This window comes from Vannielia sp. ABF1_015, from assembly GCF_056160745.1.
The window spans coordinates 390,607-414,314 of record NZ_JBSWXT010000002.1; the positions used below are offsets into that span (position 1 = coordinate 390,607).

At 63.2% G+C, this 23,708-nt stretch carries 19 protein-coding genes; 8 read left to right on the top strand and 11 right to left on the bottom strand.

Translation table 11 applies throughout. The features are described from left to right. Positions 1-35 precede the first annotated feature (35 nt). On the bottom strand, positions 36-1,232 hold the full coding sequence (locus ACXAG6_RS14400; RefSeq protein ID WP_475338427.1) for a DUF2235 domain-containing protein: 1,197 nt from the start codon (positions 1,230-1,232) through the stop codon (positions 36-38). Between the two features lie 147 nt (positions 1,233-1,379). Between ACXAG6_RS14400 and ACXAG6_RS14405 the strand changes: the two genes are divergently transcribed. The 3 genes from ACXAG6_RS14405 to ACXAG6_RS14415 all read left to right on the top strand — a co-directional run bounded on the left by ACXAG6_RS14405 (position 1,380) and on the right by ACXAG6_RS14415 (position 5,716). Next, entirely contained in the window at positions 1,380-2,069 is a 690-nt protein-coding gene (locus ACXAG6_RS14405; RefSeq protein WP_475338428.1) for a hypothetical protein, read from the top strand. 135 nt (positions 2,070-2,204) lie between these two features. Then, a complete protein-coding gene (locus ACXAG6_RS14410; RefSeq protein ID WP_475338430.1) occupies positions 2,205-4,409 on the top strand; it encodes an NADP-dependent isocitrate dehydrogenase in 2,205 nt (734 codons plus the stop codon). Between the two features lie 92 nt (positions 4,410-4,501). Beyond that, complete coding sequence (locus ACXAG6_RS14415; protein ID WP_475338431.1) at positions 4,502-5,716, top strand: NADP-dependent isocitrate dehydrogenase; 1,215 nt, start codon at positions 4,502-4,504, stop codon at positions 5,714-5,716. 45 nt (positions 5,717-5,761) lie between these two features. On the opposite strand, the gene ACXAG6_RS14420 is transcribed toward ACXAG6_RS14415, so the two are convergent. Continuing rightward, entirely contained in the window at positions 5,762-6,559 is a 798-nt protein-coding gene (locus ACXAG6_RS14420; protein ID WP_475338432.1) for a hypothetical protein, read from the bottom strand. 323 nt (positions 6,560-6,882) lie between these two features. Between ACXAG6_RS14420 and ACXAG6_RS14425 the strand changes: the two genes are divergently transcribed. The 4 genes from ACXAG6_RS14425 (at position 6,883) to ACXAG6_RS14440 (ending at position 10,422) form a co-directional block, all read left to right on the top strand. After that, a complete protein-coding gene (locus ACXAG6_RS14425) occupies positions 6,883-7,218 on the top strand; it encodes a DMT family transporter (RefSeq protein ID WP_475338433.1) in 336 nt (111 codons plus the stop codon). Positions 7,219-7,297: 79 nt separating this feature from the next. Then, positions 7,298-7,909, top strand: a complete 612-nt coding sequence (locus tag ACXAG6_RS14430) for a YitT family protein (RefSeq protein WP_475338435.1) — start codon at positions 7,298-7,300, stop codon at positions 7,907-7,909. 59 nt (positions 7,910-7,968) lie between these two features. Continuing rightward, positions 7,969-9,789: a translational GTPase TypA gene (typA, locus tag ACXAG6_RS14435; RefSeq protein WP_475338436.1), complete on the top strand. Its 1,821-nt coding sequence runs from the start codon at positions 7,969-7,971 to the stop codon at positions 9,787-9,789. A 48-nt stretch (positions 9,790-9,837) separates the two neighbouring features. After that, complete coding sequence (locus ACXAG6_RS14440) at positions 9,838-10,422, top strand: VOC family protein (RefSeq protein ID WP_475338437.1); 585 nt, start codon at positions 9,838-9,840, stop codon at positions 10,420-10,422. A 5-nt stretch (positions 10,423-10,427) separates the two neighbouring features. Here ACXAG6_RS14440 and ACXAG6_RS14445 read toward each other — a convergent pair whose 3' ends face one another. From ACXAG6_RS14445 to recA, 3 genes are all read right to left on the bottom strand, one after another. Continuing rightward, entirely contained in the window at positions 10,428-10,715 is a 288-nt protein-coding gene (locus tag ACXAG6_RS14445; RefSeq protein WP_140014028.1) for a DUF1330 domain-containing protein, read from the bottom strand. A 1-nt stretch (position 10,716) separates the two neighbouring features. Next, positions 10,717-13,368: an alanine--tRNA ligase gene (gene alaS / locus ACXAG6_RS14450; protein WP_475338439.1), complete on the bottom strand. Its 2,652-nt coding sequence runs from the start codon at positions 13,366-13,368 to the stop codon at positions 10,717-10,719. Positions 13,369-13,495: 127 nt separating this feature from the next. After that, entirely contained in the window at positions 13,496-14,584 is a 1,089-nt protein-coding gene (gene recA, locus ACXAG6_RS14455) for a recombinase RecA (protein WP_475338440.1), read from the bottom strand. 193 nt (positions 14,585-14,777) lie between these two features. Between recA and ACXAG6_RS14460 the strand changes: the two genes are divergently transcribed. Continuing rightward, on the top strand, positions 14,778-15,395 hold the full coding sequence (locus ACXAG6_RS14460) for a gamma-glutamyl kinase (RefSeq protein WP_475338441.1): 618 nt from the start codon (positions 14,778-14,780) through the stop codon (positions 15,393-15,395). Positions 15,396-15,455: 60 nt separating this feature from the next. Here the strand turns inward: ACXAG6_RS14460 and ACXAG6_RS14465 are convergent, their stop codons facing one another. From ACXAG6_RS14465 to ACXAG6_RS14490, 6 genes are all read right to left on the bottom strand, one after another. After that, on the bottom strand, positions 15,456-17,795 hold the full coding sequence (locus ACXAG6_RS14465) for an ATP-binding protein (protein WP_475338443.1): 2,340 nt from the start codon (positions 17,793-17,795) through the stop codon (positions 15,456-15,458). 96 nt (positions 17,796-17,891) lie between these two features. Beyond that, the gene (locus ACXAG6_RS14470; RefSeq protein ID WP_475338444.1) at positions 17,892-19,055 is read right to left on the bottom strand and encodes an RsmB/NOP family class I SAM-dependent RNA methyltransferase; all 1,164 of its coding nucleotides are present in this window, start codon (positions 19,053-19,055) and stop codon (positions 17,892-17,894) included. A gap of 28 nt (positions 19,056-19,083) precedes the next feature. Beyond that, positions 19,084-20,532, bottom strand: coding sequence for an IMP dehydrogenase (gene guaB, locus ACXAG6_RS14475; protein WP_475338446.1), 1,449 nt, complete (start codon positions 20,530-20,532; stop codon positions 19,084-19,086). A 108-nt stretch (positions 20,533-20,640) separates the two neighbouring features. Then, complete coding sequence (locus ACXAG6_RS14480) at positions 20,641-21,381, bottom strand: hypothetical protein (RefSeq protein WP_475338447.1); 741 nt, start codon at positions 21,379-21,381, stop codon at positions 20,641-20,643. A gap of 56 nt (positions 21,382-21,437) precedes the next feature. Then, on the bottom strand, positions 21,438-22,277 hold the full coding sequence (locus tag ACXAG6_RS14485; protein WP_475338448.1) for a hypothetical protein: 840 nt from the start codon (positions 22,275-22,277) through the stop codon (positions 21,438-21,440). 80 nt (positions 22,278-22,357) lie between these two features. Beyond that, positions 22,358-23,692, bottom strand: a complete 1,335-nt coding sequence (locus ACXAG6_RS14490; protein WP_475338449.1) for a sigma-54-dependent transcriptional regulator — start codon at positions 23,690-23,692, stop codon at positions 22,358-22,360. Positions 23,693-23,708: the final 16 nt, after the last annotated feature.

Consider the following 23,708-nt stretch of genomic DNA (forward strand, 5'->3'; position numbering starts at 1 on the left):
ACACGCTTTGGCCGTTCCGCGCGGGCCAAGCGGCATCAGCCGTCCGGTGCGCGCAGGTCCGCGTCGAAAGGGCGGAGCGATGGGGGCCTGTAGGACGGGATTTCATTATAGCGCTGCCGGGCGGGTTTGGAGATATCCCACACGTAGTCTGGCCCAATCGCCACTTCACTGGTGCCTCCGGTGGCCGGGTCTGGCACCTCCATGCGGCCCACACGATCCAGCACGCGGCGGCGCAGCATGCGGGTGAAAAAGCCGGGCGTGGCGGATTTGTTGAAGAGCGACGGCTCCAGCGGGTTTTCCTGCGCCTCGAAGACGGCAAGCTGGGTTGGGTCAAACTCCAACCCTTGGTCTTGCGCCCCTTTCACCACCCAGCGCAGGGTGATGTGAGACAGCCCGACAATGTCACCACCGCCGCCAACCGAGCCATGGTCGCCCGCGAACCAGAGCTGCTGGTAGCTGCGCTTGCGGTTGGGGTTTTCACGGTTGAGCTCGCCCAGGTTGCCCCAGAGCGTGGGCGGAAAGGCCTTTCGCCGCTCGTCGATCGACACCGCATGACGGGCGGCCATGACCATTGAGCTGAGCTGCGTGTCGTGAAAGCCTTGGCTTCGGTTGAACACCTGCGCCAACCATTTGTAATAGCTCGGAATCCCGAGCGCACCGACCGTATCCCAGATGCCGAGGTAGGTGACCGTGAGCATCGGTGGCACCGGATGGCCCTGCGCGGCGCGCCAATCCGCCTCCTTCTGAGAGGTCACGACATCGGGCGAGAAGCCGAGCCGAAAGCGGTGGCTTTCCTCGCTGGAGGGTTTGGTGGAAGGGGCGTTGTCGCGGTAGCGCTTGAGAGCCTCGGGGGCCTTCCATGCCTCGGTGTGGCGCGGCAGGCCCGAGGCGCGGATGAGGCCCACCAGCGAGCGGGCGGTGAAGGCCCCGCGAGAAAAGCCGAAGACGTAAATCTCATCGCCCGGCTCGTATTGCTCGATCAGGAAGGTGTAGCCCGCGAGGATGTTCTTGGTGACGCCAACGCCGAACACCCCGCCTGTCACCTTGTCGAACCTCTTGCGCCAGCCTGTTTTGCCAAAGCCGGTGCCGACGCCGGGGATGTATTTGAGGATCTGGGAGGTGCCATCGGCAGCGGTGCGCCGGGCCATGCTGTGGAGGTGGAAAACATTCGTCGGATAGGGCGCATCTGGTGTGTTCCAGGTGCCGTCGCAGAAAATCGCGATGCGTTTCATGGGGTAATGCTCCGAGGTCAAATGATCCGGGCGGGCCCGGCGGGAAATATCGGAATTCTACCATAAGATGTGCGCGCTGTCGCCGGTTGGGTGACAGCGCGGCAGCGCGTGGCTAGGGTGGCGGCGGAACTTGCAGGAGGTGCGCGCGTGTCGAACACGGCCATCATCATTCTGGTCACGATGGTCTTCTTTGGCCAGATCGCTCTGGTGGGTGCGCTGCTCTGGTGGGCGAAGAAGCGCGAGGCTCTGCTGCGTGCTCATTGCGCTGCGGCGGGGTGGCAGTTTTCTACCGGGCGGGAGGGGCGCAAGACCGTGACCCGCATCAGCAGCCCGCGCGAAGAATGGATGTTGCAGATCGTGGTGCAGCGCTCAGGCGGCTCAAGCTCCAGCAACACCACCCGCTACACCGAGTGGCAAGACCCAAGCCTCGCCCTGCCCCACGGCCTGTCTATCCTGCCACTCGACATCGAGGGCAGCCGCGCGGCGGATGTGGAGCGTTTTGCGGGCATGTTGGGCGGCGGGCTGGCGCAGGCCATGTTGGGCCGGCTGCTGGGCAGCATGGCCGAGGAGGTGTCCGACCTGAAGCCAGTGCCACGGGGGGGTAGCCCCGCCCTGCTGATGGCCACCCCCGGCGCGGAGGACGCGCTGCGCCCCATCGCGCTGCACCCCGCCATCCCGGCAAGCCCCCTGCCCCGCAACGCGCGCCCGGCGATCATTCGGGGCCGCGAGGGGCTCTCGATCCGCCTGAATGGCGCGCTGAAACGGCCTGACCAGATAGATACGGTGGTGGAGCTTGGGCAGACGCTTGCTGCCGCCCTGCGGGCCTCGGAAAGCTAGGGCTGCGACAATCGGTATACAACGGCATACCTTCCATGCGCGCAGGATATGAGATAGGAGAGCGGCAACATCCCGATTCCGCGCCGCAGCAGGCGCGCGGCGGGCCTTAACAACAGCTAGCGAGGGGGCTCCAACATGGCCGACAGCAACACGCCCGATATCATTTACACCAAGGTCGACGAAGCCCCGGAGCTGGCCAGTGCCTCGCTCCTGCCGATCATCCAGCGCTTCGCCAAGGCGGCGGGCATTACCGTGGGCACCAAGGATATTTCGCTGGCAGGCCGTATTCTGGCGACCTTCCCGGAGTATCTGAAGGACGATCAGTGCATTGCCGATGACCTCGCCGAACTGGGCGAGCTGGTGAAGACGCCCGAGGCGAATGTGATCAAGCTGCCCAACATCTCGGCCTCCGAGCCGCAGCTGGTGGCCGCGGTGAAGGAACTGCAAGCCAAGGGCTTTGCTCTGCCCGATTACCCCTACACCCCTGAAACCGATGAGGAAAAGGCGGTTCGCGCCAAGTACGACGGGATCAAGGGCTCCGCCGTGAACCCGGTCCTGCGCGAGGGTAACTCCGACCGCCGCGCCGCCACAGCCGTGAAGAACTACGCCCAGGCCAACCCGCACCGCATGGGCGAGTGGACTGCCGACAGCAAGACCCGCGTCGCTTCGATGGAGGGCAACGACTTCCGGTCCAACGAAGTGTCGACCACGCTGGGCGCCGCTGCGACCGCCAAGATCGTGCTTGAGGGTGCCTCCGGTGAGACCGTGCTGAAAGAGGGCGTGAGCTACCCCGCTGGAACGGTCGTGGATGCCACCTACATGAGCGCCGACGCGCTCGATGCCTTCCTCGCCGACGAGATCGAGAAGACCAAGCAGGAGGGCGTGCTGTTCTCGCTGCACATGAAGGCCACGATGATGAAGGTCTCCGACCCGATCATCTTCGGCCATGCGGTCAAGGCCTGGCTTGCTCCGGTCTTCGAGCAGTTCGGCGACAAGCTCGTCGCGCTCGGCGTCAACCCCAACGGCGGCCTCGGTGCGCTGCTCGACAAGGTGAAGGACGAGCCCGACATCATGGCCGCCATCGACGAGGTCACCGCTGCTCGCCCGCCGATGTATATGGTGAACTCCGACAAGGGCATCACCAACCTGCACGTGCCGTCTGACGTGATCATCGACGCCTCCATGCCCGCCCTCATCCGCGCGGGCGGCAAGGGCTGGGGCCCCGATGGCAAGGAGGCTGACACCGTATGCGTCATCCCCGACAACAGCTATGCGCCGGTCTATGACGAGACGATCAAGTTCTTCAAAGAAAACGGCAAGTTGAACCCGGCCACCGCCGGCACCGTGCAGAACCTCGGCCTGATGGCCCAGAAAGCCGAAGAATACGGCTCGCACCCCACCACCTTCGAGATCCCCGAAGACGGCACGGTGAAGATGGTGCTGGAAGACGGCACGGTGCTGCACAAGCATGACGTCAAAAAAGGCGACATCTGGCGCTCCGCCTCGGCCCGCAAGGCGCCCATTGAAGATTGGGTCAACCTCGCAATCGCCCGCCAGCAAGCCACCGGCTATCGCTCGATCTTCTGGCTGGACGAGACCCGCGCCCATGACGCGCAGCTGATCGCCATGGTCAAGCCGATCCTCGAAGCCAAGGGGTTGGCGGACAAATTCGAGATCATGGCCCCGCGCGAGGCGACCCGGGCTTCGCTGGAGACGATCACCAAGGGCGAGAACACAATTGCCATCACCGGCAACGTGCTGCGCGACTACCTGACCGACCTCTTCCCGATCCTCGAACTGGCGACCTCGGCCAAGATGCTCTCCATCGTGAAGCTGATGCAGGGCGGCGGGCTGTTCGAGACGGGCGCGGGCGGCTCGGCCCCCAAGCATGTGCAGCAGCTGCATGAAGAGAACCACCTGCGCTGGGACTCGCTTGGTGAATTCTGCGCGCTGGGCGAGAGCTTCCGCTTCCTCGCCGATGTGAAGGGCAACGCGAAGGCCCGCGTGCTGGGCGATGCGGTGGATGCGGCGACGCAGGGCATCCTCGACCATGATCGCTCCCCCTCCCGCAAGGTCGGCGAGCCCGACAACCGCGACAGCCACTACTGGTTTGCCCGCTACTGGGCCGAGGCACTGGCCGCGCAAAGCGCCGACGCCGAGCTGGCCGAAGAGTTTGCGCCCATTGCCAAGGCACTGGCCGAGGGCGAGGCTCAAATTACCGGCGAGCTGGCCGCACCGCAGGGAAGTCCTGCCGACACGGGTGGCTATTACATGAACGAGCCGGGCAAACTGGCCACGGTGATGCGCCCCAGCGAAACGCTGAACGCGATCATCGGATAAGTCACACGCGGCGGCCCAAGTGGCCGCCGCAGTTTTACCGGCGCTTAACCAGGTTGCGCCAAGGATGCCGAAGGCCTCAAGGAGACGCGCGAATGTCGAAGATCAAAGTCGAGAACCCCATGGTCGAGATCGACGGCGACGAGATGACCCGGATCATCTGGGATTTCATCAAGAAAGAGCTGATCGAGCCCTATCTCGATATCGACCTGCTCTATTACGACCTCTCGATTCAGGTGCGCGACGAGACCGACGACCAGATCACCATCGACGCCGCCGAAAAGATCAAGGAAGTCGGCGTTGGCGTGAAATGCGCCACCATCACGCCTGACGAAGCGCGGGTGGAGGAATTTGGCCTCAAGAAGATGTGGCGCTCACCCAACGGCACGATCCGCAACATCCTTGGCGGCGTGGTCTTCCGCCAGCCGATCATCTGCAAGAACGTGCCGCGCCTCGTGCCCGGCTGGACCTCGCCCATCGTGGTGGGCCGTCACGCCTTTGGTGACCAATACAAGGCAACCGACTTTCACTTCCCCTCCGGCGGCAAGCTGACGATGAAGTGGGAAGGCGCCAATGGCGAGGTGATCGAGCGTGAGGTCTATGATGCCCCCGATGCGGGCGTCTACATGGGCATGTACAATCAGGATGAAAGCATCCGCGACTTCGCCCGCGCCAGTTTCAACTACGGGCTCAACGTGGGCTGGCCGGTGTATCTGAGCACCAAGAACACCATCCTCAAGGCCTATGACGGCCGCTTCAAGGACCTGTTTCAAGAGATCTACGAGGCTGAATTCGAAGAGAAGTTCAAGGCCGCGGACATCTGGTACGAGCACCGGCTGATCGACGACATGGTCGCCTGTGCGCTCAAGTGGAACGGCAAGTTCGTCTGGGCCTGCAAGAACTACGATGGCGATGTGCAATCCGATACCGTCGCCCAAGGCTTCGGCTCGCTTGGCATGATGGCCTCGCAGCTGATGACGCCGGATGGAAAGATCGTCGAGGCCGAGGCGGCGCACGGCACGGTGACGCGCCACTACCGGCAGCATCAGGAGGGCAAGAGCACCTCCACCAACTCCATCGCCTCGATCTACGCCTGGACCGGCGGGCTGAAGCACCGCGCCAAGCTCGATGGCAACGTGGCGCTGCGGGCCTTTGCCGAGACGCTGGAACACGTGATCATCGACACGGTGGAAGCAGGGCACATGACCAAGGATCTCGCCCTGCTCGTCGGCCCCGATCAGGGCTGGCTCACGACAATCGGCTTCCTCGAAAAGATCGACGAGAACCTGCAAAAGGCGCTCGGCGGATAAGATGCGATGCGGGCCGGGGCCAGTGTGCCCCGGCCCGCCCTTCGCCTATCGCCCGAAGTAGGCGTTTACAGTGTCGCGGGCGACTTCCTGCAGGAAGGCCGCATCTTCAGCGCTCACTTTGCCGAAGTACTCATACTCGTTGCCCACCGGATCCGCGCCGTAGAGCGTTGCATAGGCCGTCGCCGCCGCAAGGAAGCTGCCCAGCAGGCTGGGGTGTGAGCCGTCGTAAGCCTTGTGCAGCGCGATCTCGGGGCGGCGCTTGTAGGCCTCCTCGAAGGCCAGTGCGACCGGGATGACGATGGCGTCAATCTCGTTGCCTGCCTCGGTATAGAAGCGCGCGTTGGTGCGGATGTTTTCCGGATCGGCGCTCTTGTGGGGATCCACGTAGGCATGTGGCATGTAGAGCGCCACCTTGCCGCCGCGCTCTTCGATCAGCGCCGCGGCGGCCTTCACCCCATCCATGTAGCGTTTGGCGTTTTTCTCAGAGAGGGCCGCATTGGAATGGCCCTGAAGCAGCACCAGTTCAAACGGCTCTTCCACCCCGATGGCCCCCGGCGTTGTGAGCCAGTCCATGTTGTGGTGGTCGATCCGCGCGCCGCCGATCGTGGAAGACTTGTACTGCGGCTCCACCTCGGTGCCCGCCATCACCATCCGGCGTAGGTGATTGTGCAGACTGTCGTTGTAATACAGGTAGCTGTTGCCCACGAGCAGAACGCGGGCCGGATTTTCGGCCTGCGGCTGGGTGACCTCGGGGGCGAGGTCTTGCGCCACGATTGGCTGAAGCGTGAGGGACGTGAGACATGCGGCCACGAGGGCCGCTCGGAGCATGGTCCGGCGGATCATTAGGTTTCCTCCCTTTGGGTGGCCTGCGTTGGTCGCAGGCGGTGTGGCAGAACCTTCCTCAACTCTCGGGTATGTGACAATCAAATTGCGTGCTGAGAGCAGGTACTTTGATGAACGTCAATTTTATCAATGTGTTGCAGCGGAATCCTCATCTCACGGCCCAAAGCCAGTGTGTGGGTTTCCACACAGTTTCCGCGGGAAACCGTGCGACCTGCCGCACAGTGCAGGCGTCAGCGACTCGCCTCTGCCAGCGCTGTGAGCTAGGGAGGCAACAGGCGGCGCGGTGGTGCCCGCCCGCAGCCCCCTTCAGCACCGGTGCCCCCATGCCCAAGACCTACCTCTTCCTCGTGCTCGCCATCCTTGCCGAAACCATCGGCACCGTCGCCCTGCCCGCCACACGCGGCTTTACCCGGCTGGCTCCGGCAGCGCTGGTTGTGGCGGCTTATGCGGTGTCGTTCTACTTTCTGTCCCTCACCGTGAAGGTGATGCCTGTGGGCGTTGTCTATGCTATCTGGTCGGGTCTCGGCATTGTGCTGATCGCGGTCATGGGCCTGCTGATCTACGGCCAAAAGCTGGACCTTCCGGCAGTGATCGGCCTCGCCCTCATCCTTGTGGGCGTGCTCGTCCTGCATCTTTTCTCATCGGCAACGCCGCACTAGCAGGCAGCCACCCCCGCTATCGCGCCCTGCCCCACCGGCAGGGTTTGACCGCGCATCGCTGCACAGGCCAGATCGCCCCATGACCACCCCTGACGACACCCCGCATTACACGCCCATCGAGGATGCCCAAGGGCTGCTGGTCGCCTCGGCGCAGGCCGCGCTTGGCGTACACCTTCTGAGCGCGGCGGGGCTGATCTCAAGCGGCACTGCGGGCACGGCGCTGATCATCTCCTACCTCTCTGGGTGGTCGTTCGGGCTGGTGTTCTTTGCCATCAACATCCCCTTCTACGCCTTTGCATGGCGTGCGCGCGGCCCGGTTTTCTGCCTGAAATCGCTCGCCGCCGTCACGCTGCTTTCGCTCATGTCCACAGCGCTCGCACCGCTCCTGATCATTGCCGATGTGCACCCGGCGGCGGCGGCCGTGCTTTTTGGCGTTGCAGCGGGCGTTGGCCTGCTCGGCCTGTTCCGGCACTCGGCCTCGCTTGGCGGCGTGTCTATCATCGCGCTGATCCTGCAAGATAAATACGGCTTTCGCGCCGGTTGGACCCAGCTCATCCACGATATCCTGCTCTTCTCCGTCGCGGCCCTCGTCCTGCCGCTTACGGCGGTGCTCTGGTCGCTGCTGGGCGCGGTCATCCTCAACTTTGTCGTGGCGTTCAACCACCGACGAGACTGGTACGTCGTCACTTGAGGCTGGCCATTCGCCGCAGCGCAGGATATGCGCGGCGCGAACGCTTTTGAGGACAGAAAATGGACCTGCGCAATATCGCCATCATCGCCCACGTCGACCACGGGAAAACCACCCTTGTGGACGAGCTGCTGAAGCAATCGGGCGCCTTCCGCGAGAACCAGGCGGTGGCCGAGCGGGCGATGGACTCCAATGACCTCGAGCGCGAGCGCGGTATCACCATCCTTGCTAAATGCACTTCGGTCGAGTGGAAGGGCACCCGCATCAACATCGTCGACACCCCCGGCCACGCCGACTTTGGCGGCGAGGTGGAGCGGATCCTCTCCATGGTCGATGGCGTGGTGCTGTTGGTCGATGCCGCCGAAGGCCCGATGCCGCAAACCAAGTTCGTCACCTCCAAAGCGCTGGCCCTTGGCCTGCGACCCATCGTGGTGCTCAACAAGGTCGACAAGCCCGATGCCGAGCCCGACCGGGCGCTGGACGAGGTGTTCGACCTTTTCGCCGCGCTCGATGCCGACGAAGACCAGCTCGACTTCCCACACCTTTACGCCTCCGGCCGCTCCGGCTGGTGCGACCCCGAGCTGGACGGCCCGCGCAAGGATCTGGACGCGCTGTTCAAGCTGATCGTCAACCACGTGCCCGCCCCCAAGCAGCAGAACCACGCGGATGAAGACTTCCGCATGCTGGCCACCACGCTGGGCGCCGATGCCTTTATCGGGCGCACACTGACGGGCCGGGTTGAATCGGGCCGCATCAAGGCTGGCGCAACCGTGCAGGCCCTCACCCGCAACGGCCAGAAAATTGAGCAATTCCGCGTTTCCAAGATCCAGGCCTTCCGCGGGCTCGGTCTGCAAGAGATCGACGAGGCCGTGGCAGGCGATATCGTTACCCTGGCCGGCATGGCCAAGGCCACCGTCTCCGACACCATCTGCGCGCTCGCCGTCGAAGAGCCGCTCGATGCGCAACCGATTGATCCGCCGACGATTTCCGTGACCTTCGGAATTAACGACTCGCCGCTGGCGGGCCGCGACGGCAAGAAGGTGCAAAGCCGGGTCATCCGCGAGCGACTGATGCGCGAAGCCGAGGTGAACGTGGCGATCAAGGTCACCGACACACCGGGCGGCGAGGCCTTCGAGGTCGCCGGTCGGGGCGAATTGCAAATGGGCGTGCTGATCGAGAACATGCGCCGCGAGGGCTTTGAGCTTTCCATCTCGCGCCCGCAGGTGCTGATGCGCGAAGAGGACGGGCAGCGGCTGGAGCCGGTCGAGGAAGTCACCATCGACGTGGATGACGAGCACTCCGGTGCGGTGATCGAAAAACTCACCGGCGCTCGCAAGGGCGACCTTGTGGAGATGCGGCAGGCGGGCGCGGGAAAGACCCGGATCATCGCTCACGTGCCCTCGCGCGGGCTGATTGGCTACCACGGCGAGTTTCTGACCGACACGCGCGGCACCGGCGTGCTCAACCGTGTTTTCCACGGCTGGGCGCCGCACAAGGGCTCTATCCCGGGCCGCCGCGCGGGCGTTCTGATCTCGATGGATGCAGGCGAGGCCGTGGCTTATGCGCTGTGGAACCTCGAAGACCGGGGCCGGATGTTCATCGGGGCGCAGGCACCAGTGTATCAGGGCATGATCATCGGTGAGCACAGCCGCGAGAATGACCTTGAGGTGAACCCGTTGAAGGGCAAAAAGCTGACTAACGTGCGCGCCTCTGGCTCGGACGAAGCGGTGCGCCTTACCACGCCCATCACCATGTCGCTCGAAGAGGCCATCGCCTACATCAACGACGACGAGCTGGTCGAGGTCACGCCCAACGCGGTGCGGCTGCGCAAGCGCCACCTTGATCCGCATGAGCGCAAACGCGCTGCGCGCTCAGAGGGGTAGCCGGGCGGCCTCCCCCGCCCTAGATTTGGGGCAAAGGGAGGCCTACCCATGCAAAAGATCCAATCCCAAGGCGTGCATCACATCACGCTGACTGGTGCCGACCGGCAAACATCCATCGACTTCTGGGAGGGCGTGCTTGGCATGCCCTTCATCTTCGAGCAGCCCAACCTCGACAATGCCGACGAAAGCCATCTTTACTTCGATCCCGGTGACGGGCGGCTCATCACCATCTTCACCAACGAGAGCCGCAAGGCAGACCGGCGGCGCACGCCCACCGAGCCGGGCTGCGTGCATCACATCGCCTTCATCGTCTCCAAGGCCACGTGGAACCAGGCCGAGGCCCGGCTGGAAGCACGCGGCATCGGCCATTCCGGCCCGAAGGACCGGGGCTTTATGGACTCGCTCTATTTCAAGGATCCGCTTGGCCTGCTGATCGAGTTGGCCTGCTACAAATTCGAGCCGCCAGCGGGGTGCACCCACGCCGAGGTGCTGGCCGAGGCACACCGCCTGAGGGTTGCGGCTGGGGATGAGGCGATTGGCGACATGCACCTCGCCGATGCCATCGAAGCGCTGGTGGCGCGTAGCACGGGCTCACTCTCAACCGACAGGAGCGCACAAAACCCCTACGGCTGAACGCCCTACTCGGAGGTTTCCACCACCACCAACTCGCGCTCGGAGGCGCCGCGCGCGTGGCTGAGCGCCTCCTGATACTCGGGCGAATTGTAGCACTCCACCGCAGCGTCGACGGAGGGGAACTTTGCCACCACATTGCGCGGACGTTCCTTGCCCTCAAGCTGCACAAACTTCCCGCCGCGCGCAACAAAGCTGCCGCCGTGCTTGGCAATCGCAGGGCCAGCCAGCTCGGCATATTTGCCGTAAGCCTCGGCGTCGGTGACAGTTACATGAGCGATCCAGAGTGCGGGCATCTTATCCTCCTATGATGGCTTCGGCAGCGGCAATGGCTTCGGCGGATTTGGAAGGGTCTGCGCCTCCGCCCTGCGCCATGTCAGGCCGTCCGCCCCCGCCCTTGCCGCCAAGCTCTGCCACGGCGGCCTTGACCAGATCGACGGCAGAGACGCGCTCTGTCAGATCGGCAGTCACGCCAGCAGCGACGGCGGCCTTGCCTCCCGCATCTGCGACCAGCAGCACCGCGCCGGAGCCGAGCTTTTCCTTATGGGCGTCGATGAGGCCGGGCAAATCTTTGCCGGTTACGCCAGAAAGCGCTTGGGCGATGAAGGCTATGCCATTGATATCCTTAACCTCAACCTGCGCATCCCCACCGGCCATGGCCAGTTGCTGGCGTAGTTGCGCAACCTCGTTTGTCAGGCTCTTGCGCTCATCCAGCAGAACCTTGAGCCGGCTGATCACATCGGGGCCGGAGGTCTTCAGTAGGCCTTCGATCTCGCTAAGAGCCACATCACGGCCCCGCAGTTCGGCCAGCGCGGCCTCGCCGGTGAGCGCCTCAATCCGGCGCACACCGGCAGAGCTGGCCGCCTCGGAGGTGAGGGCAAAAGCGCCAATATCCCCTGTGCGGGCCACATGGGTGCCCCCGCACAGCTCGATCGACCATGCCTGGCCGTCGCTGCCCTTGCCAGTATCAGCGCGCCCCATGGACACAACACGCACCTCGTCGCCGTACTTCTCGCCGAAAAGCGCCTGAGCCCCGATGGCGCGGGCGTCATCCGGCGTCATAATCCGGGTTTCAACAGGCGTATTCTGGCGCACATAGGCGTTCACTTCGCGCTCGATGCGCGAAATTTCTTCCGGGCTGAGCGCCTTTCCGTGCGAAAAATCGAACCGCAGCCGGTCGGGCGCATTGAGCGAGCCGCGCTGTGCCACGTGGTCGCCAAGCGCGCCGCGCAGGGCTTCGTGCAACAGGTGCGTGGCCGAGTGGTTGGCGCGGATCAGGCTGCGGCGGCTGTGATCTACCGTCATTTCGGCGCCCTGCCCCACGTCCAGCGTGCCCTCCTCAATGCGGGCAAAGTGGATGAAAACGCCAGCCACCTTGCGGCAATCCGTAATCACCGCGCGCCCGGTCTCGGTCTTTACCGCGCCGGTATCGCCCACCTGCCCGCCGGATTCGGCGTAAAACGGTGTCTGGTTTACCACCAGCTGAATCTCGTCACCGGACTTGGCAGATTTCACCCGCTCGCCGCCGTTCACCAGCGCGAGGATTTGGCCCTCGGCGACCTCGGTGTCATAGCCAAGAAACTCGGTTGCGCCGCTTTCATCCGCAAGGTCAAACCATAGCGCATCATCGGCCGCCTCGCCGGTGCCGGACCAAGCCGCGCGGGCCTTGGCTTTTTGCTCAGCCATGGCCGTGTCAAAGCCCTCGGTATCCACCGCACGGCCCTTCTCACGCAAAGCGTCCTGCGTGAGGTCGAGCGGAAAACCATAGGTATCATAGAGCTTGAACGCCGTCTGGCCCGGCAGCTCGGCGCCTTCAGGCAGGCTGCCAAGCTCGTCGTCCAGAAGTTTCAGGCCCCGGTCCAACGTGGTGCGGAACCGCGTTTCCTCGGCCAACAGGGTCTCTTCGATCAGCGCCTTGGCCCGGCCAAGCTCCGGGTAGGCGCCGCCCATCTGCCGGACCAGTTCAGGCACAAGGCGGTGCATCATCGGGTCTTTGGTGCCCAGCAGGTGAGCGTGTCGCATCGCGCGGCGCATGATCCGCCGCAGCACATATCCGCGTCCGTCCGACGAGGGCATCACCCCATCAGCGATGAGGAAGGAGGTGCTGCGCAGATGATCTGCGATGACGCGGTGATGCACCGAGCCCTCACCATCCGGATCGGTCGAGGACGCATTGGCGCTGGCCTCGATCAGGGCACGCATCAGGTCGGTGGCATAGTTGTCATTCGTGCCCTGCAGAAGCGCAGCGACACGCTCAATGCCCATGCCGGTATCAATCGACTGGGCCTCCAGCTCGCGGCGCGTGCCATCTTCAAACTGCTCGTATTGCATGAAGACGAGGTTCCAGATTTCGACAAACCGGTCGCCATCTTCCTCGGGCGTTCCCGGCGGACCGCCCCAATGCTGCTCGCCGTGGTCATAGAAGATTTCCGAGCACGGGCCGCATGGGCCGGTAGGGCCCATCATCCAGAAATTATCATTCGTGGCGATCCGAATGATCCGCTCATCCGGCAGCCCGGCCACTTTCTTCCAGAGCTCCGCCGCCTCGTCATCGGTGTGATAGACCGTCACAAGCAATTTGGAGGGGTCGATGCCCAATTCCTTGGTGACCATCTCCCATGCAAAGGGGATCGCCTGCTCTTTGAAATAGTCGCCGAAGGAGAAATTCCCCATCATTTCAAAGAAGGTATGGTGCCGCGCCGTGTAGCCAACGTTGTCGAGATCGTTGTGCTTGCCCCCGGCGCGCACGCATTTCTGCGCGGTGGTGGCGCGGGTGTAGTCGCGGTGCTCGACCCCGGTGAAGAGATTCTTGAACTGCACCATGCCGGAATTGGCAAACAGCAGCGTGGGGTCGTTACGGGGCACCAGTGGCGAGCTGTCGACAACCTCGTGCCCTTGACGGGCGAAGTAGTCGAGAAAGGTGGTTCGGATGTCGTTGAGCGTGCGCATGTTCTTGTTCCGAAAGGGCGGAAATGGGTTCGGGCAGGTTTAGCCCCCTGCCCCGGCACTGTCCACGGGCGAATGCGAAAAGGGCGGCCGCAGCGGACCGCCCTTTCAAAACATCTATTGCTGGAGATCAGCCTTCAAAAAGGTCGTCATCCCCGCCAGCGGCGGCCTTTTCACCGCCCGGCATGTCGAAATCGAGCCCGTGGGAGGCGCGAATCTTGTCTTCGATCTCAAGCGACATGTCGGGGTTGTCCCGCAGGAACTGCTTGGCGTTTTCGCGACCCTGGCCGATCCGCTCGTCACCGTAGGAGTACCAGGCACCGGATTTCTCGACGATACCGGCCTTCACGCCCATATCGACCAGTTCACCCATCTTCGAGATGCCCTCGCCATACATGATGTCGAATTCAACCTGCTTGAACGGCGGGGCGACCTTGTTTTTCACCACCTTCACCCGCGTCGCATTACCGACCACCTCGTCGCGATCTTTGATCGAGCCGATGCGGCGAATGTCGAGACGGACAGAGGAGTAGAACTTCAGCGCATTACCGCCGGTGGTGGTTTCGGGGCTGCCAAACATCACGCCGATCTTCATGCGGATCTGGTTGATGAAGATCACCATGCAGTTGGAACGGCTGATCGAGCCGGTGAGCTTGCGCATGGCCTGGCTCATCAGACGGGCATGCACACCAACGGAACTGTCGCCCATGTCGCCTTCCAGCTCTGACTTCGGCGTAAGCGCCGCCACCGAGTCGACGACAACGAGGCTGACGGCACCGGAACGCACCAATGTATCGGTGATCTCAAGCGCCTGTTCGCCAGTGTCGGGCTGCGAGATGAGCAACTCGTCAAGATCGACGCCGAGTTTGCGGGCATATTGCGGGTCGAGCGCGTGTTCGGCATCGACGAAGGCGCAAACGCCGCCCTTTTTCTGCTCTTCAGCCACGCAGTGCAGCGTGAGCGTTGTCTTCCCCGAGCTTTCCGGGCCGTAGATCTCGATGATGCGGCCCTTTGGGAGGCCGCCGATTCCCAGTGCGATGTCGAGGCCAAGCGAGCCGGTCGAGGTGGCTTCAATGTCCTTGAGCACATTGTCGCCGCCGAGCTTCATGATGGAGCCCTTGCCGAACTGCCGCTCGATCTGTGAAAGTGCGCTGTCGAGCGCCTTTTGCTTATCGCTGTTGCCTGCTTTGCCCATGTCCAGAAGTTTCGCTGTGGCCATTGTTCCCGTCCTTATTCCACATGCCGGTTGCACCGGCAATGACTGCTGTTGTTCACCCCTTGTTCCGCAGGTTATGCGATCAAAACGAGAACAAAGCAAGGTGAATCTTGCTGACATTGATCATGGACTCCCCTTGGTTAATGAAGCGTGAACGTTTACCAAATGCCCCGGACTGCAGGTGATGAGGGTTTGAATGCTGGTTTTCTGGGACGCACGACTGGTGCTTCTGGCAACGCCCAAAACGGGCACGCACGCGTTGGAAACGGCCCTTGGCAACGAGGCCGATATCGCCTTCCGTCATCCGCCGCTGGTCAAGCACATGGGCGTTGGCTGGGCAAACCGGTTGATGCCGCGGATCGTGGGCGAAAAGGAGTGGCCGACCTTTCGCACGGTGGCCGCCATGCGCGAGCCGCTCGACTGGTTGGGCAGTTGGTATCGCTATCGGCGGCGCAATGATCTGGTCGGACAGAGCAATTCAACGCGAGACATGAACTTTTCGAGATTTCTGCGGGGCTACTTACAGGATCCGCAACCTGACTACGCAAGGCTGGGGCGGCAGTGGAAGTTTCTGCGCCGCGAAGACAATCGTGTCGGGGTCGACTATCTCTTTGCCTACGAGCAGTTCGGCGAGATGGTCGAGTTTCTCGAAAATCGGCTCGATCGAAAGATCACGCTGGACCAGGAGAACGTTTCACCCAAGGCAGAGCTGGAGGTTGACCCGGAGCTCGCCCCGCCGCTGGCGAAGGCCCTTGAGAAGGACTTCCGTCTTTATGACGCCTTGATCGGCGGGGGCGACTGGAAGAACGTCTGATCCGGTCCTGCGGTTAAGCTTATCAAAGACGTTGCGGCGGCTACATATCGGTGGCAGCTGCTAGTGGATTTGATCGTGCACTGTCGCGGTCAACTCGTTCAGCGAAAAGGGTTTCGGCAAGAAGACGGAGTTCGGAATCAGCGCCTGCTCATTGTCGAAACTGTCTTCCGCGTATCCCGATACAAAGACGACCTTCACATCGGGCCGCATCTCCAGTGCCTTTTTCACCCAGCTCGGGCCATCCATTCCAGGCATTATGACGTCGGTGACAAAGACATCGACCTTCAGCTCGATATCTTCCAGTACACGAAGTGCTTCTTCGGCATTCTCGGCCTCCAGCACGGTGTAGCCGCGCATGCGCAAGGCTCGTGATGCAAAGGCGCGGACGGGGGCTTCATCTTCGACCAGCAGAACAACGCCCTCCCCTTTGCCTGAGGCTTCGGTCGGGAGGGAGTCGAGCGCTTGGCGAGGTGCCTCTTGGGGGCGCTCGTAAGCAGGGAAGAAGAGCGTAAAGCAACTGCCCTGCCCCGGCACGGAATCGGCAAATATGTATCCTCCGGTCTGCTTGACGATGCCATAGGCGGTCGAGAGGCCGAGGCCCGTGCCTTCACCGGGGCGCTTGGTTGTCCAGAAGGGTTCGAAGATTTTCTCTATCTTGTCGGGTGCGATTCCTGTGCCCTCATCCGCGACCGAAACAACGACGTAAGAGCCCGGCGGCACGGTGGCGCGATCGCGGTGCAGTTCTTCATCAAGCGTGCGGGTCTGGGTCTCAACGGTGATGGTGCCGCCTTCCTTCATCGCATCCCGCGCGTTGACCACGAGGTTCATGATGACCTGCTCCAGTTGCCGCTTGTCGGCCCTTATCGCAGGCAACTCCGGGTCGTGATTGAGCGTAAGGCTCACGCGCTCCCCCACCAGCCGATTCAGCAAATGACCAAGGTCAGACAGCGTATCACGCATGTCGAGCACCTCGGGCTGCAGGTTTTGTTTGCGGGAGAAGGCGAGAAGCTGGCCCACGAGGCTGGCGGCGCGGTTTGCGTTTTGATTGATCTGGACAAGGTCGCCGTAATCCGGATCGCCCTGATCGTGCCGCAGCAGCAGCAGGTCGCAATGGCCGGAAATCGCCGTGAGCAGATTGTTGAAATCATGTGCCACACCGCCCGCAAGCTGGCCAATGGCCTGCATTTTCTGGCTTTGCACGAACTGCGCTTCGAGCGTCTTGAGTTCGGTTGCGTCGTTCAACACGGCCACCAGTGAAGGTTCACCATTTTCGACCACGCGGCTGAGGGAAATCTGCAGGAAAATATCCTTCACCGGCAGCTTTGCTCGCGCAACCTCTGCGCGCAACGGGCCGCGTCCCTCGGTGGCCTCGGTGATCCAATCCCGCACCGAGCGCCCAAGCCCTTCGACCAGATCAGACACCGGCATGCCGATGACATTCTCATCCCCCAAGAGCTCCCGCGCGAGGCGGTTGGCCATCGTCAGGGTGCCATCCCGGCCGATCCGCAGCAACGCAACGGGGAGGTGATCGAGCAGATCGGGGGGAGCATGCGAGGCCGCAGTTACGGGCGCGGTGGCCGCGGGCCGATCGGCAGTCTGCGCGGCAGGGAGCAGATACACTTCGCGGCGCCCCGCCTGGCCAGCGATTTCCACCGCGTAGCACTTCAACTCCCCCGCCGGGCCGATAATGCGCTGTGGGCCCGTCAGCCCCTCGTTGTCTGGGTCAACCAGCACGTCTTCCAAGCGTTTGGCCCGCCCACCCAGAACTCTGCGAAGGGCCTCGTTCATGAAGAGGACAGCGCCGGTTTTGTTGATCGTCATCATGGGCAGGCTGAGACTTTCGGCGCCGCGCCCGCCTTCGCGCTCAATCAGGTCTTCCATCCGCCACAGGTAGCCGTCATCCCCGAGCCGATGCACCACCAGCCGCATGTGGCCCTTGCGGGTCACAACATCCTCACAGGAATTGCCACGGGATTCGGCGCGGGTTTCCAGCCGGCTAAGCAGCGCGGCAGGGTTGGCAAGAAGCTCCCGCAGAATGCGCGGCAGTGTTTCCCCCGGCTCGGCCGAGAACCGCTTGCGCGCGCTCGCGTTCAGATGGGTCACTGCCCCGTCGGGATCCGTGGTGAAACAGGGCGCGGAATCCAGCTCAGTAAACCCGGCGACCGTTTCTGCAAGCGCCCTCTCGGCAGTCGCCTGACGCCCGGCCAGCAACTGCATCAGCACCACCAGCGCCATCAACGTCGAACCGGAAGCCAAAAAGACGAGCGACACCGGCTGGGCCGGCAGCGCGATGCCGGCACCGACACAGAGAACAGCTGCTCCGAAGACATACCAGACCCGCCCCTGAAAGGCCCGCGCGATACGCGCAAGCGGAGTGGGCGTCAGCGCTGGGTGCGACACAGGTATGTTCTCCCTTCGATTCGTTGCACAGCAGAGTCGCCCGAAAATCGTTAATCGGCGATTAAGACTGATAAGGTTCTGCCTGCTCGAAGAGTCTCAGCTTCTCCCTGAACGCCGGAAAACCGCAATAAAAAAGCCATCTGCGCCATCCAGAGGGGTCAACCGGCGTTGATGTTCCAGCTCCCATTCGGGATGCCGCGACAGGAAGGAGTCGGCCTGCGCGGTGTTTTCGGCGGCCAGCAAAGAGCAGGTGACATAGGCCAGCGCCCCGCCCTTCGGCACGAAGGCGCTGCACTCATCCAAAATCTGCGCCTGCAACTCTGTCAACGCCACCAGTCCATCGCGATCAAAGCGCCACTTAGCCTCGGGCTGCCGCCGCCACGCGCCGGAGCCGGAACAGGGCACGTCGGCAACCACCAGCTCGAACTCCCCCTGCGGGCCGGTCGAAACCTCGATCTGAGCGCCTGCACGGGCCGCGCGCGGGGGCAAATCATTCATCCGTTGCGCGTGCGCATCATGGGCGATGTAGCGCAGCGAGGGCGCACGCGCAGCAAGCGCAAGGCTTTTGCCCCCTCCGCCCGCGCAGTAATCCAGCACGGCCCCGGCGTCTGGCAGGGGAATATCCTCGCAAATCGCCTGAGAGCCTGCGTCCTGAAGTTCCACCATCCCATCGTTGAACGCGGATGAATTGCGCAATCGGCGCGCCCCCGAGGTAACGCGGAGCGCCATCGGGGCGAGCGCATGAGGCTCAGCGGCGATCCCTTCTGCCGAGAGCGCGTCGCGAGCCTCCTCGCGTGTTGCCTTCAGCGCATTCACCCGAAGAAACACATCAGCTCTGGCCTGCATGGCCCTGCAAACAGGGGAAAATTCCACCCCCAGCGAGGCTTTCAAATCGGCGGCGATCCAATCAGGCAGATCCAGCGCCTCGGCGCCGGTTGGGGGGTGGCCAGCAGCCGCTTCATCAGCCGTCAGCGGTGCAGGAGCGTGGCCCTCTCCCGAGAAAACCTCCGCCGGGTCACGGCCCTGCGCGCGGAGCATCCCCAGCATCAGCGCCCTGCCAGACGTGCCCCCACCCAGAGCCGCAAAGCTGCGACGGCAGCGCAGCGCATCAAACACGTGATCGCGGATGGCCGCCCGGTCGCCCGAGCCCGCAAAGCGGTTGGACCAGCCCCAGCGGCTGAGGGCCGGTTCGGCAGCGAGGCCCCCGGCGATGGCGTCCAGCACCTCGGCGGCGGCGGCGATGCGGGCAGCGGGGGTCATGCTACTTCAACTGCAATCCGCAAAGCATTCACCCAATACGATAATTCGGGCTCTCGCGGGTGATCTGCACGTCATGCACATGGCTTTCCTTTAGCCCCGCCCCGGTGATTTTAACGAAGCTGCAATTGCGGCGCATCTCCTCGACGGTGGCGCAGCCAGTGTAACCCATCGCAGCCCGCAGGCCACCGACGAGCTGGTGGATCACCGCGCCTGCCGACCCCTTGTAGGGCACCTGCCCCTCAATCCCTTCAGGCACCAGCTTGTCGGAGGCCGCATCCTTCTGGAAGTAGCGATCGGCCGAGCCACGGGCCATGGCACCAAGGCTGCCCATGCCGCGATAGCTCTTGAAGCTGCGCCCTTGGTACAGGATCACTTCGCCGGGGCTTTCGTCGGTGCCGGCAATCATCGAGCCGACCATGGCGCAGCTTGCCCCGGCTGCGATGGCCTTGGCAAAATCACCAGAAAACTTGATGCCGCCGTCAGCAATAACGGGCACATCGCCTGCCGCCGCCGCGCAATCCATCACCGCAGTGAGCTGAGGCACGCCAACGCCCGCCACCATCCTCGTGGTACAGATCGAGCCCGGGCCGATGCCCACCTTCACCGCATCCGCGCCTGCACCGATCAATGCCTTCGTCGCCTCGCCCGTGGCCACGTTGCCCGCAATCACCTGCACCTCGTTGGACAGCCGCTTGGCCCGCTCCACGGCGGCAATCACCCCCTCGGAGTGGCCATGGGCGGTATCAATCACCACGATATCCACGCCAGCATCAATCAGCGCCTCGGTGCGCTCAAAGCCCGCATCGCCCACCGAAGTTGCCGCCGCCACGCGCAGGCGGCCAAGGCTGTCTTTACAGGCGGTGGGGTTCAGCACGCTCTGTTCGGTGTCCTTCAGCGTCAGCAGCCCGGTGAGCTTGCCCTCGGCGTCCGTCACCAGCAGCTTCTCGATCCGACGGGCCTTCATGAGCGAAATCGCCTCCTCCCGGTCGGCGGGCTCCCGAAGGATCGCCAGATCATCGGAGGTCATCATCACCTTCACCGGGGTATCGTCGGAAGTGGCAAAGCGCATGTCACGGTTAGTGACGATCCCAACCACGCGGTGCTGGTCGTCCACAACCGGAAAACCGGTGAAGTTGTACCGCTCAATCAACGCCTTGGCGTCTGCGAGGGTCTGATCGGGGGTGAGGGTAACGGGGCTGTAGACGATGCCACTCTCAAATCGCTTGACCCGGCGCACCTCGCGGGCCTGCTCCTCGACATTCAGGTTCTTGTGGATCACCCCGATCCCGCCCGCCTGCGCCATGGTGATAGCCATGCGGCTCTCTGTCACCGTGTCCATCGCCGAGCTCAGCAGCGGAATGTTCATGGAAATGGCCCGCGTCACCCGCGTCGCCGTATCGGCGGTTGAGGGCAGCACCCGGCTCTCTGCCGGAACGAGCAAAACATCATCGAAGGTCAGCGCCTCGCGAATCTCCATCACGGCTCTCCTTGTGAGGGTTCGGTTGGCGCTTCCCTATTTCATGGATGCTGCAAAAGCGAAAGGGCTTATTGTGGCTGCCTGCCTGAGGGGCGCTGCATCTGGTGATCAGTTGGCGGCGACGCGCGCGGCAAGGTCGGCAAAAATATCTTCGGGCTCGGGCCGCGCCACGGTTTCGGTGACAAAGCCCCAGGAAAACAGCGCCTCGCTCTCATACTGGCGATTGACCCTCAGATAGAGCGGCTGCAACTCCGCCGGGCGAATGATGCCCGTTGGCGGCAACTCTACCAGCATATGCACGCCTTTGAGCCCCGCCGGGACCGGTGCGGGATACCATGTTGGCGGATCAAAGGGCGCGCCCTCATACCAGATCTGAGGCACCGAGATAAAAGCGTAGCGGAAGCGCCCTCGCGTGGCGCGGTCGGGCGTGGGGGCGTTGAGGTTGACGCGCTCCACCAGTTCGCCCCGGTTGTCGATCAGCATCGGATAGAGGCTGACGGTTTCGGCCTCGGTCACGAAGGGCAGCGCCGCGAAGTCGCAGGGGCGGCAGGTGATGCCATAGTGGTTGCCGTCATGAAGGTGAATCAGCGCCCCCGGCTCCAGCGCCAGTTGCGCTTGTTGTGGCTCTGCGGCGGTGAGGCGGGCGGTAATGCGCGCATCTTCGAAGCGCTGAAGTACCGGGGACACGCAGCTTGCCGCCAACGCAAGCCCCAGCCCCGCCAACCACCCCCACCAATGACGGCCATTCAGCAGCCAGATCAGCAGGCCCAGCACGCCTGCCACCGCGAGGGTCAGCAGGAAAGCCGAGATATACGGCAGCGCCACGGCGAGAAAATAAAAGACAGCCATAACCGTGCCTTAAACCGCGCGCGCAGGCACCACAAGCCGCCGGGCCGCATCCGCCATCACGGTGCACCGGCCTCCCCTGCGCTTGAAGGCTGCAAGGCGGTGCGGCGGTAGGCAAGGGTCAGCACGCTGGCCCCGATCAGCACGTTGAGCGCGTAGACGGCGCTCAACGCGAAATCCAGCACGGACAGCCACCCACGCGGCGGCGCCTCCTGTCCGAGTTCCCAGGCCAACGTGTCGATCGCCAGAAAAGCTACGAAGAACACCGCCACCACAGGAAGCCATAGCAACAAGGACCAAGCGGCGGCGGAGGCAAACCAACGGCGGCGGGCGGCTCTTGCCTGCGGCGCCACCTGATCTTCCTTCTCGATCGCCACCGCAGGCAGCGATTTGGCGAGGTTGAAGAAGACGAAAACCAGAACCCAGGCCACTGGAAGCAGGGCCAACAGGCTTTCAGGGCCGCTCAAAAGAGAAAACGGAAAGCTCAGTTCTGGCTCATAGGGAGCCAGGCCCAGGTCAGGGCTGGCGCTGACGAAGCCTTTCACCAGGCCGATGAGCCAGAGGAGCAACACACCTACCCCCAGGGCAACGATCGCCGCCCCGCACACGGCCAGGAACCAGCCGGTCGCATAGCGCGTCACCGGCCCGCGATGGCGCGTGCCCACTGGCCCCGGGGTTTCCTCCAACAGCACCGCGCGATGCCAGCCAACCGCTGCCCAAGAGAAAACCCAGAAGTCTAGGATGGCCGGCAGAAACCCGTAGCCGTCCGGCTGAAGCCGGTAGTAGATTTCGTAGGTCAATGCGGAGATGAGGAATGGCAGCCAGATCACCCGCAGCGCCGTACCGCGCCGCTGCCAAAGCTCCCCGACTGCGGGCCAGAATATACCGCTCGATTTCATGCTCTGCTCAAACGTATCTCATCTGGCCGCAACATGCGGGAAGGAGGGAGCGGTCGCAAGCCGCCCCCTGCTTTGGCAGATCAGCCGAGATAATCTGAGCGTTGCAACCCGTACTTCGCCATCTTCTCGTTGAGCGTGCGGCGCGGCAGGCAGAGCTCTTCCATCACGTTCACGATGGAGCCTTTATGGCGGCGCATGGTGTTGTCGATCAGCATCCGTTCAAACGCCTCGACATACTCTTTGAGCGGCTTGCCTTCGGTCGTCATCACCGGTTGCACCTCGCCCTCATCGTTCATCAACAGCGAAGCGATGGTACCCGATCCACGGCGGGCCTGTAGCACGGCACGCTCGGCGATGTTGATGAGCTGACGCACGTTGCCCTGCCAAGGCGCCTGAAGCAGCTGTGCGGCCTCCTGTGCGGTCACCGCCGGGGCATCGCAGCCGTATTCCTCTGCAAAGCTCTCAGAGAGGCGCGTAAAGAGCATCAGGATGTCTTCACCGCGCTGGCGCAGCGGCGGCAGGGTGATCTTCATCGCCGCAAGGCGATAATAGAGATCGGGGCGCAGCATGTCTTCGCTGGTCTTGCCCTGCTCTTGCAGGTTGCTGACCGCCACGATTCGGGTTTCGGCAGGCGTGCCCTGCTCATTGATGAATTGCAGGAGGCGGGCTTGGAGTGCAGGCGAGAGGGCCTCGATATCCTCAAGGCAAAGCGTGCCGCCGCGCGCCTCTTCGACCAGCGGCAGGCGACCCTTGTCGGAATTGCCCTCAAACAGCTGCGCGGCCAGTTCCTCTTCGTCAAAGGCGGCGCAGGAGACGATGACGAACTCCTTGGAGGCGCGCGAGCCCACCGCATGAAGGGCATGGGCGGCAAGTGTTTTGCCGGTGCCAGTTTCGCCGTCGATCAACACATGGCCGTCAGCCTGACCAAGATCGAGGATATCCTCGCGCAGACGCTCCATCACCGGGGAGGCCCCGATGAGCTTTTTCATGATCGTGGTGCCGCCGCCCAGCTCCCGGCGCAGGGCGCGGGCATCAAGGCTCATCCGGCGGCGTTGGGTGGCCTTCTTGGCAAGCGCTGTCATCCGGTCGGGGTTGAAGGGCTTTTCCAGAAAGTCGAAGGCCCCCACCCGCATCGCCTCCACCGCCATCGGAACATCGCCGTGGCCGGTGATCATGATGACAGGCAGGGCGCTATCCTGCGCCATAAGCTTTTTCAGCAGCGCCATGCCATCCATGCCGGGCATCCGGATGTCGGAGACCACGGCGCCGGGAAAGTCTGGGCCAATCCCCTTCAGCGCCTCTTCGGCGGAGGGGTAGGTTTCTGTTTCGAATCCGGAAAGCGCCAGCCATTGGCTGATAGATTGGCGCATGTCCTGTTCGTCGTCGATGATCGCGATTTTCATAGCCTGTGCCATGTTGTTGCTGGTGTCC

Excerpts from the sequence above, each read along its gene's own strand:
- ACXAG6_RS14400 (WP_475338427.1), bottom strand. The coding sequence starts at position 1,232 with ATGAAACGCATCGCGATTTTCTGCGACGGCACCTGGAACACACCAGAT.
- ACXAG6_RS14410 (WP_475338430.1), top strand. The coding sequence starts at position 2,205 with ATGGCCGACAGCAACACGCCCGATATCATTTACACCAAGGTCGACGAA.
- ACXAG6_RS14415 (WP_475338431.1), top strand. The coding sequence starts at position 4,502 with ATGTCGAAGATCAAAGTCGAGAACCCCATGGTCGAGATCGACGGCGAC.
- ACXAG6_RS14420 (WP_475338432.1), bottom strand. The coding sequence starts at position 6,559 with ATGATCCGCCGGACCATGCTCCGAGCGGCCCTCGTGGCCGCATGTCTC.
- ACXAG6_RS14425 (WP_475338433.1), top strand. The coding sequence starts at position 6,883 with ATGCCCAAGACCTACCTCTTCCTCGTGCTCGCCATCCTTGCCGAAACC.
- ACXAG6_RS14430 (WP_475338435.1), top strand. The coding sequence starts at position 7,298 with ATGACCACCCCTGACGACACCCCGCATTACACGCCCATCGAGGATGCC.
- typA (WP_475338436.1), top strand. The coding sequence starts at position 7,969 with ATGGACCTGCGCAATATCGCCATCATCGCCCACGTCGACCACGGGAAA.
- ACXAG6_RS14440 (WP_475338437.1), top strand. The coding sequence starts at position 9,838 with ATGCAAAAGATCCAATCCCAAGGCGTGCATCACATCACGCTGACTGGT.
- ACXAG6_RS14445 (WP_140014028.1), bottom strand. The coding sequence starts at position 10,715 with ATGCCCGCACTCTGGATCGCTCATGTAACTGTCACCGACGCCGAGGCT.
- alaS (WP_475338439.1), bottom strand. The coding sequence starts at position 13,368 with ATGCGCACGCTCAACGACATCCGAACCACCTTTCTCGACTACTTCGCC.
- recA (WP_475338440.1), bottom strand. The coding sequence starts at position 14,584 with ATGGCCACAGCGAAACTTCTGGACATGGGCAAAGCAGGCAACAGCGAT.
- ACXAG6_RS14460 (WP_475338441.1), top strand. The coding sequence starts at position 14,778 with ATGCTGGTTTTCTGGGACGCACGACTGGTGCTTCTGGCAACGCCCAAA.
- ACXAG6_RS14470 (WP_475338444.1), bottom strand. The coding sequence starts at position 19,055 with ATGACCCCCGCTGCCCGCATCGCCGCCGCCGCCGAGGTGCTGGACGCC.
- guaB (WP_475338446.1), bottom strand. The coding sequence starts at position 20,532 with ATGGAGATTCGCGAGGCGCTGACCTTCGATGATGTTTTGCTCGTTCCG.
- ACXAG6_RS14480 (WP_475338447.1), bottom strand. The coding sequence starts at position 21,381 with ATGGCTGTCTTTTATTTTCTCGCCGTGGCGCTGCCGTATATCTCGGCT.
- ACXAG6_RS14485 (WP_475338448.1), bottom strand. The coding sequence starts at position 22,277 with ATGAAATCGAGCGGTATATTCTGGCCCGCAGTCGGGGAGCTTTGGCAG.
- ACXAG6_RS14490 (WP_475338449.1), bottom strand. The coding sequence starts at position 23,692 with ATGGCACAGGCTATGAAAATCGCGATCATCGACGACGAACAGGACATG.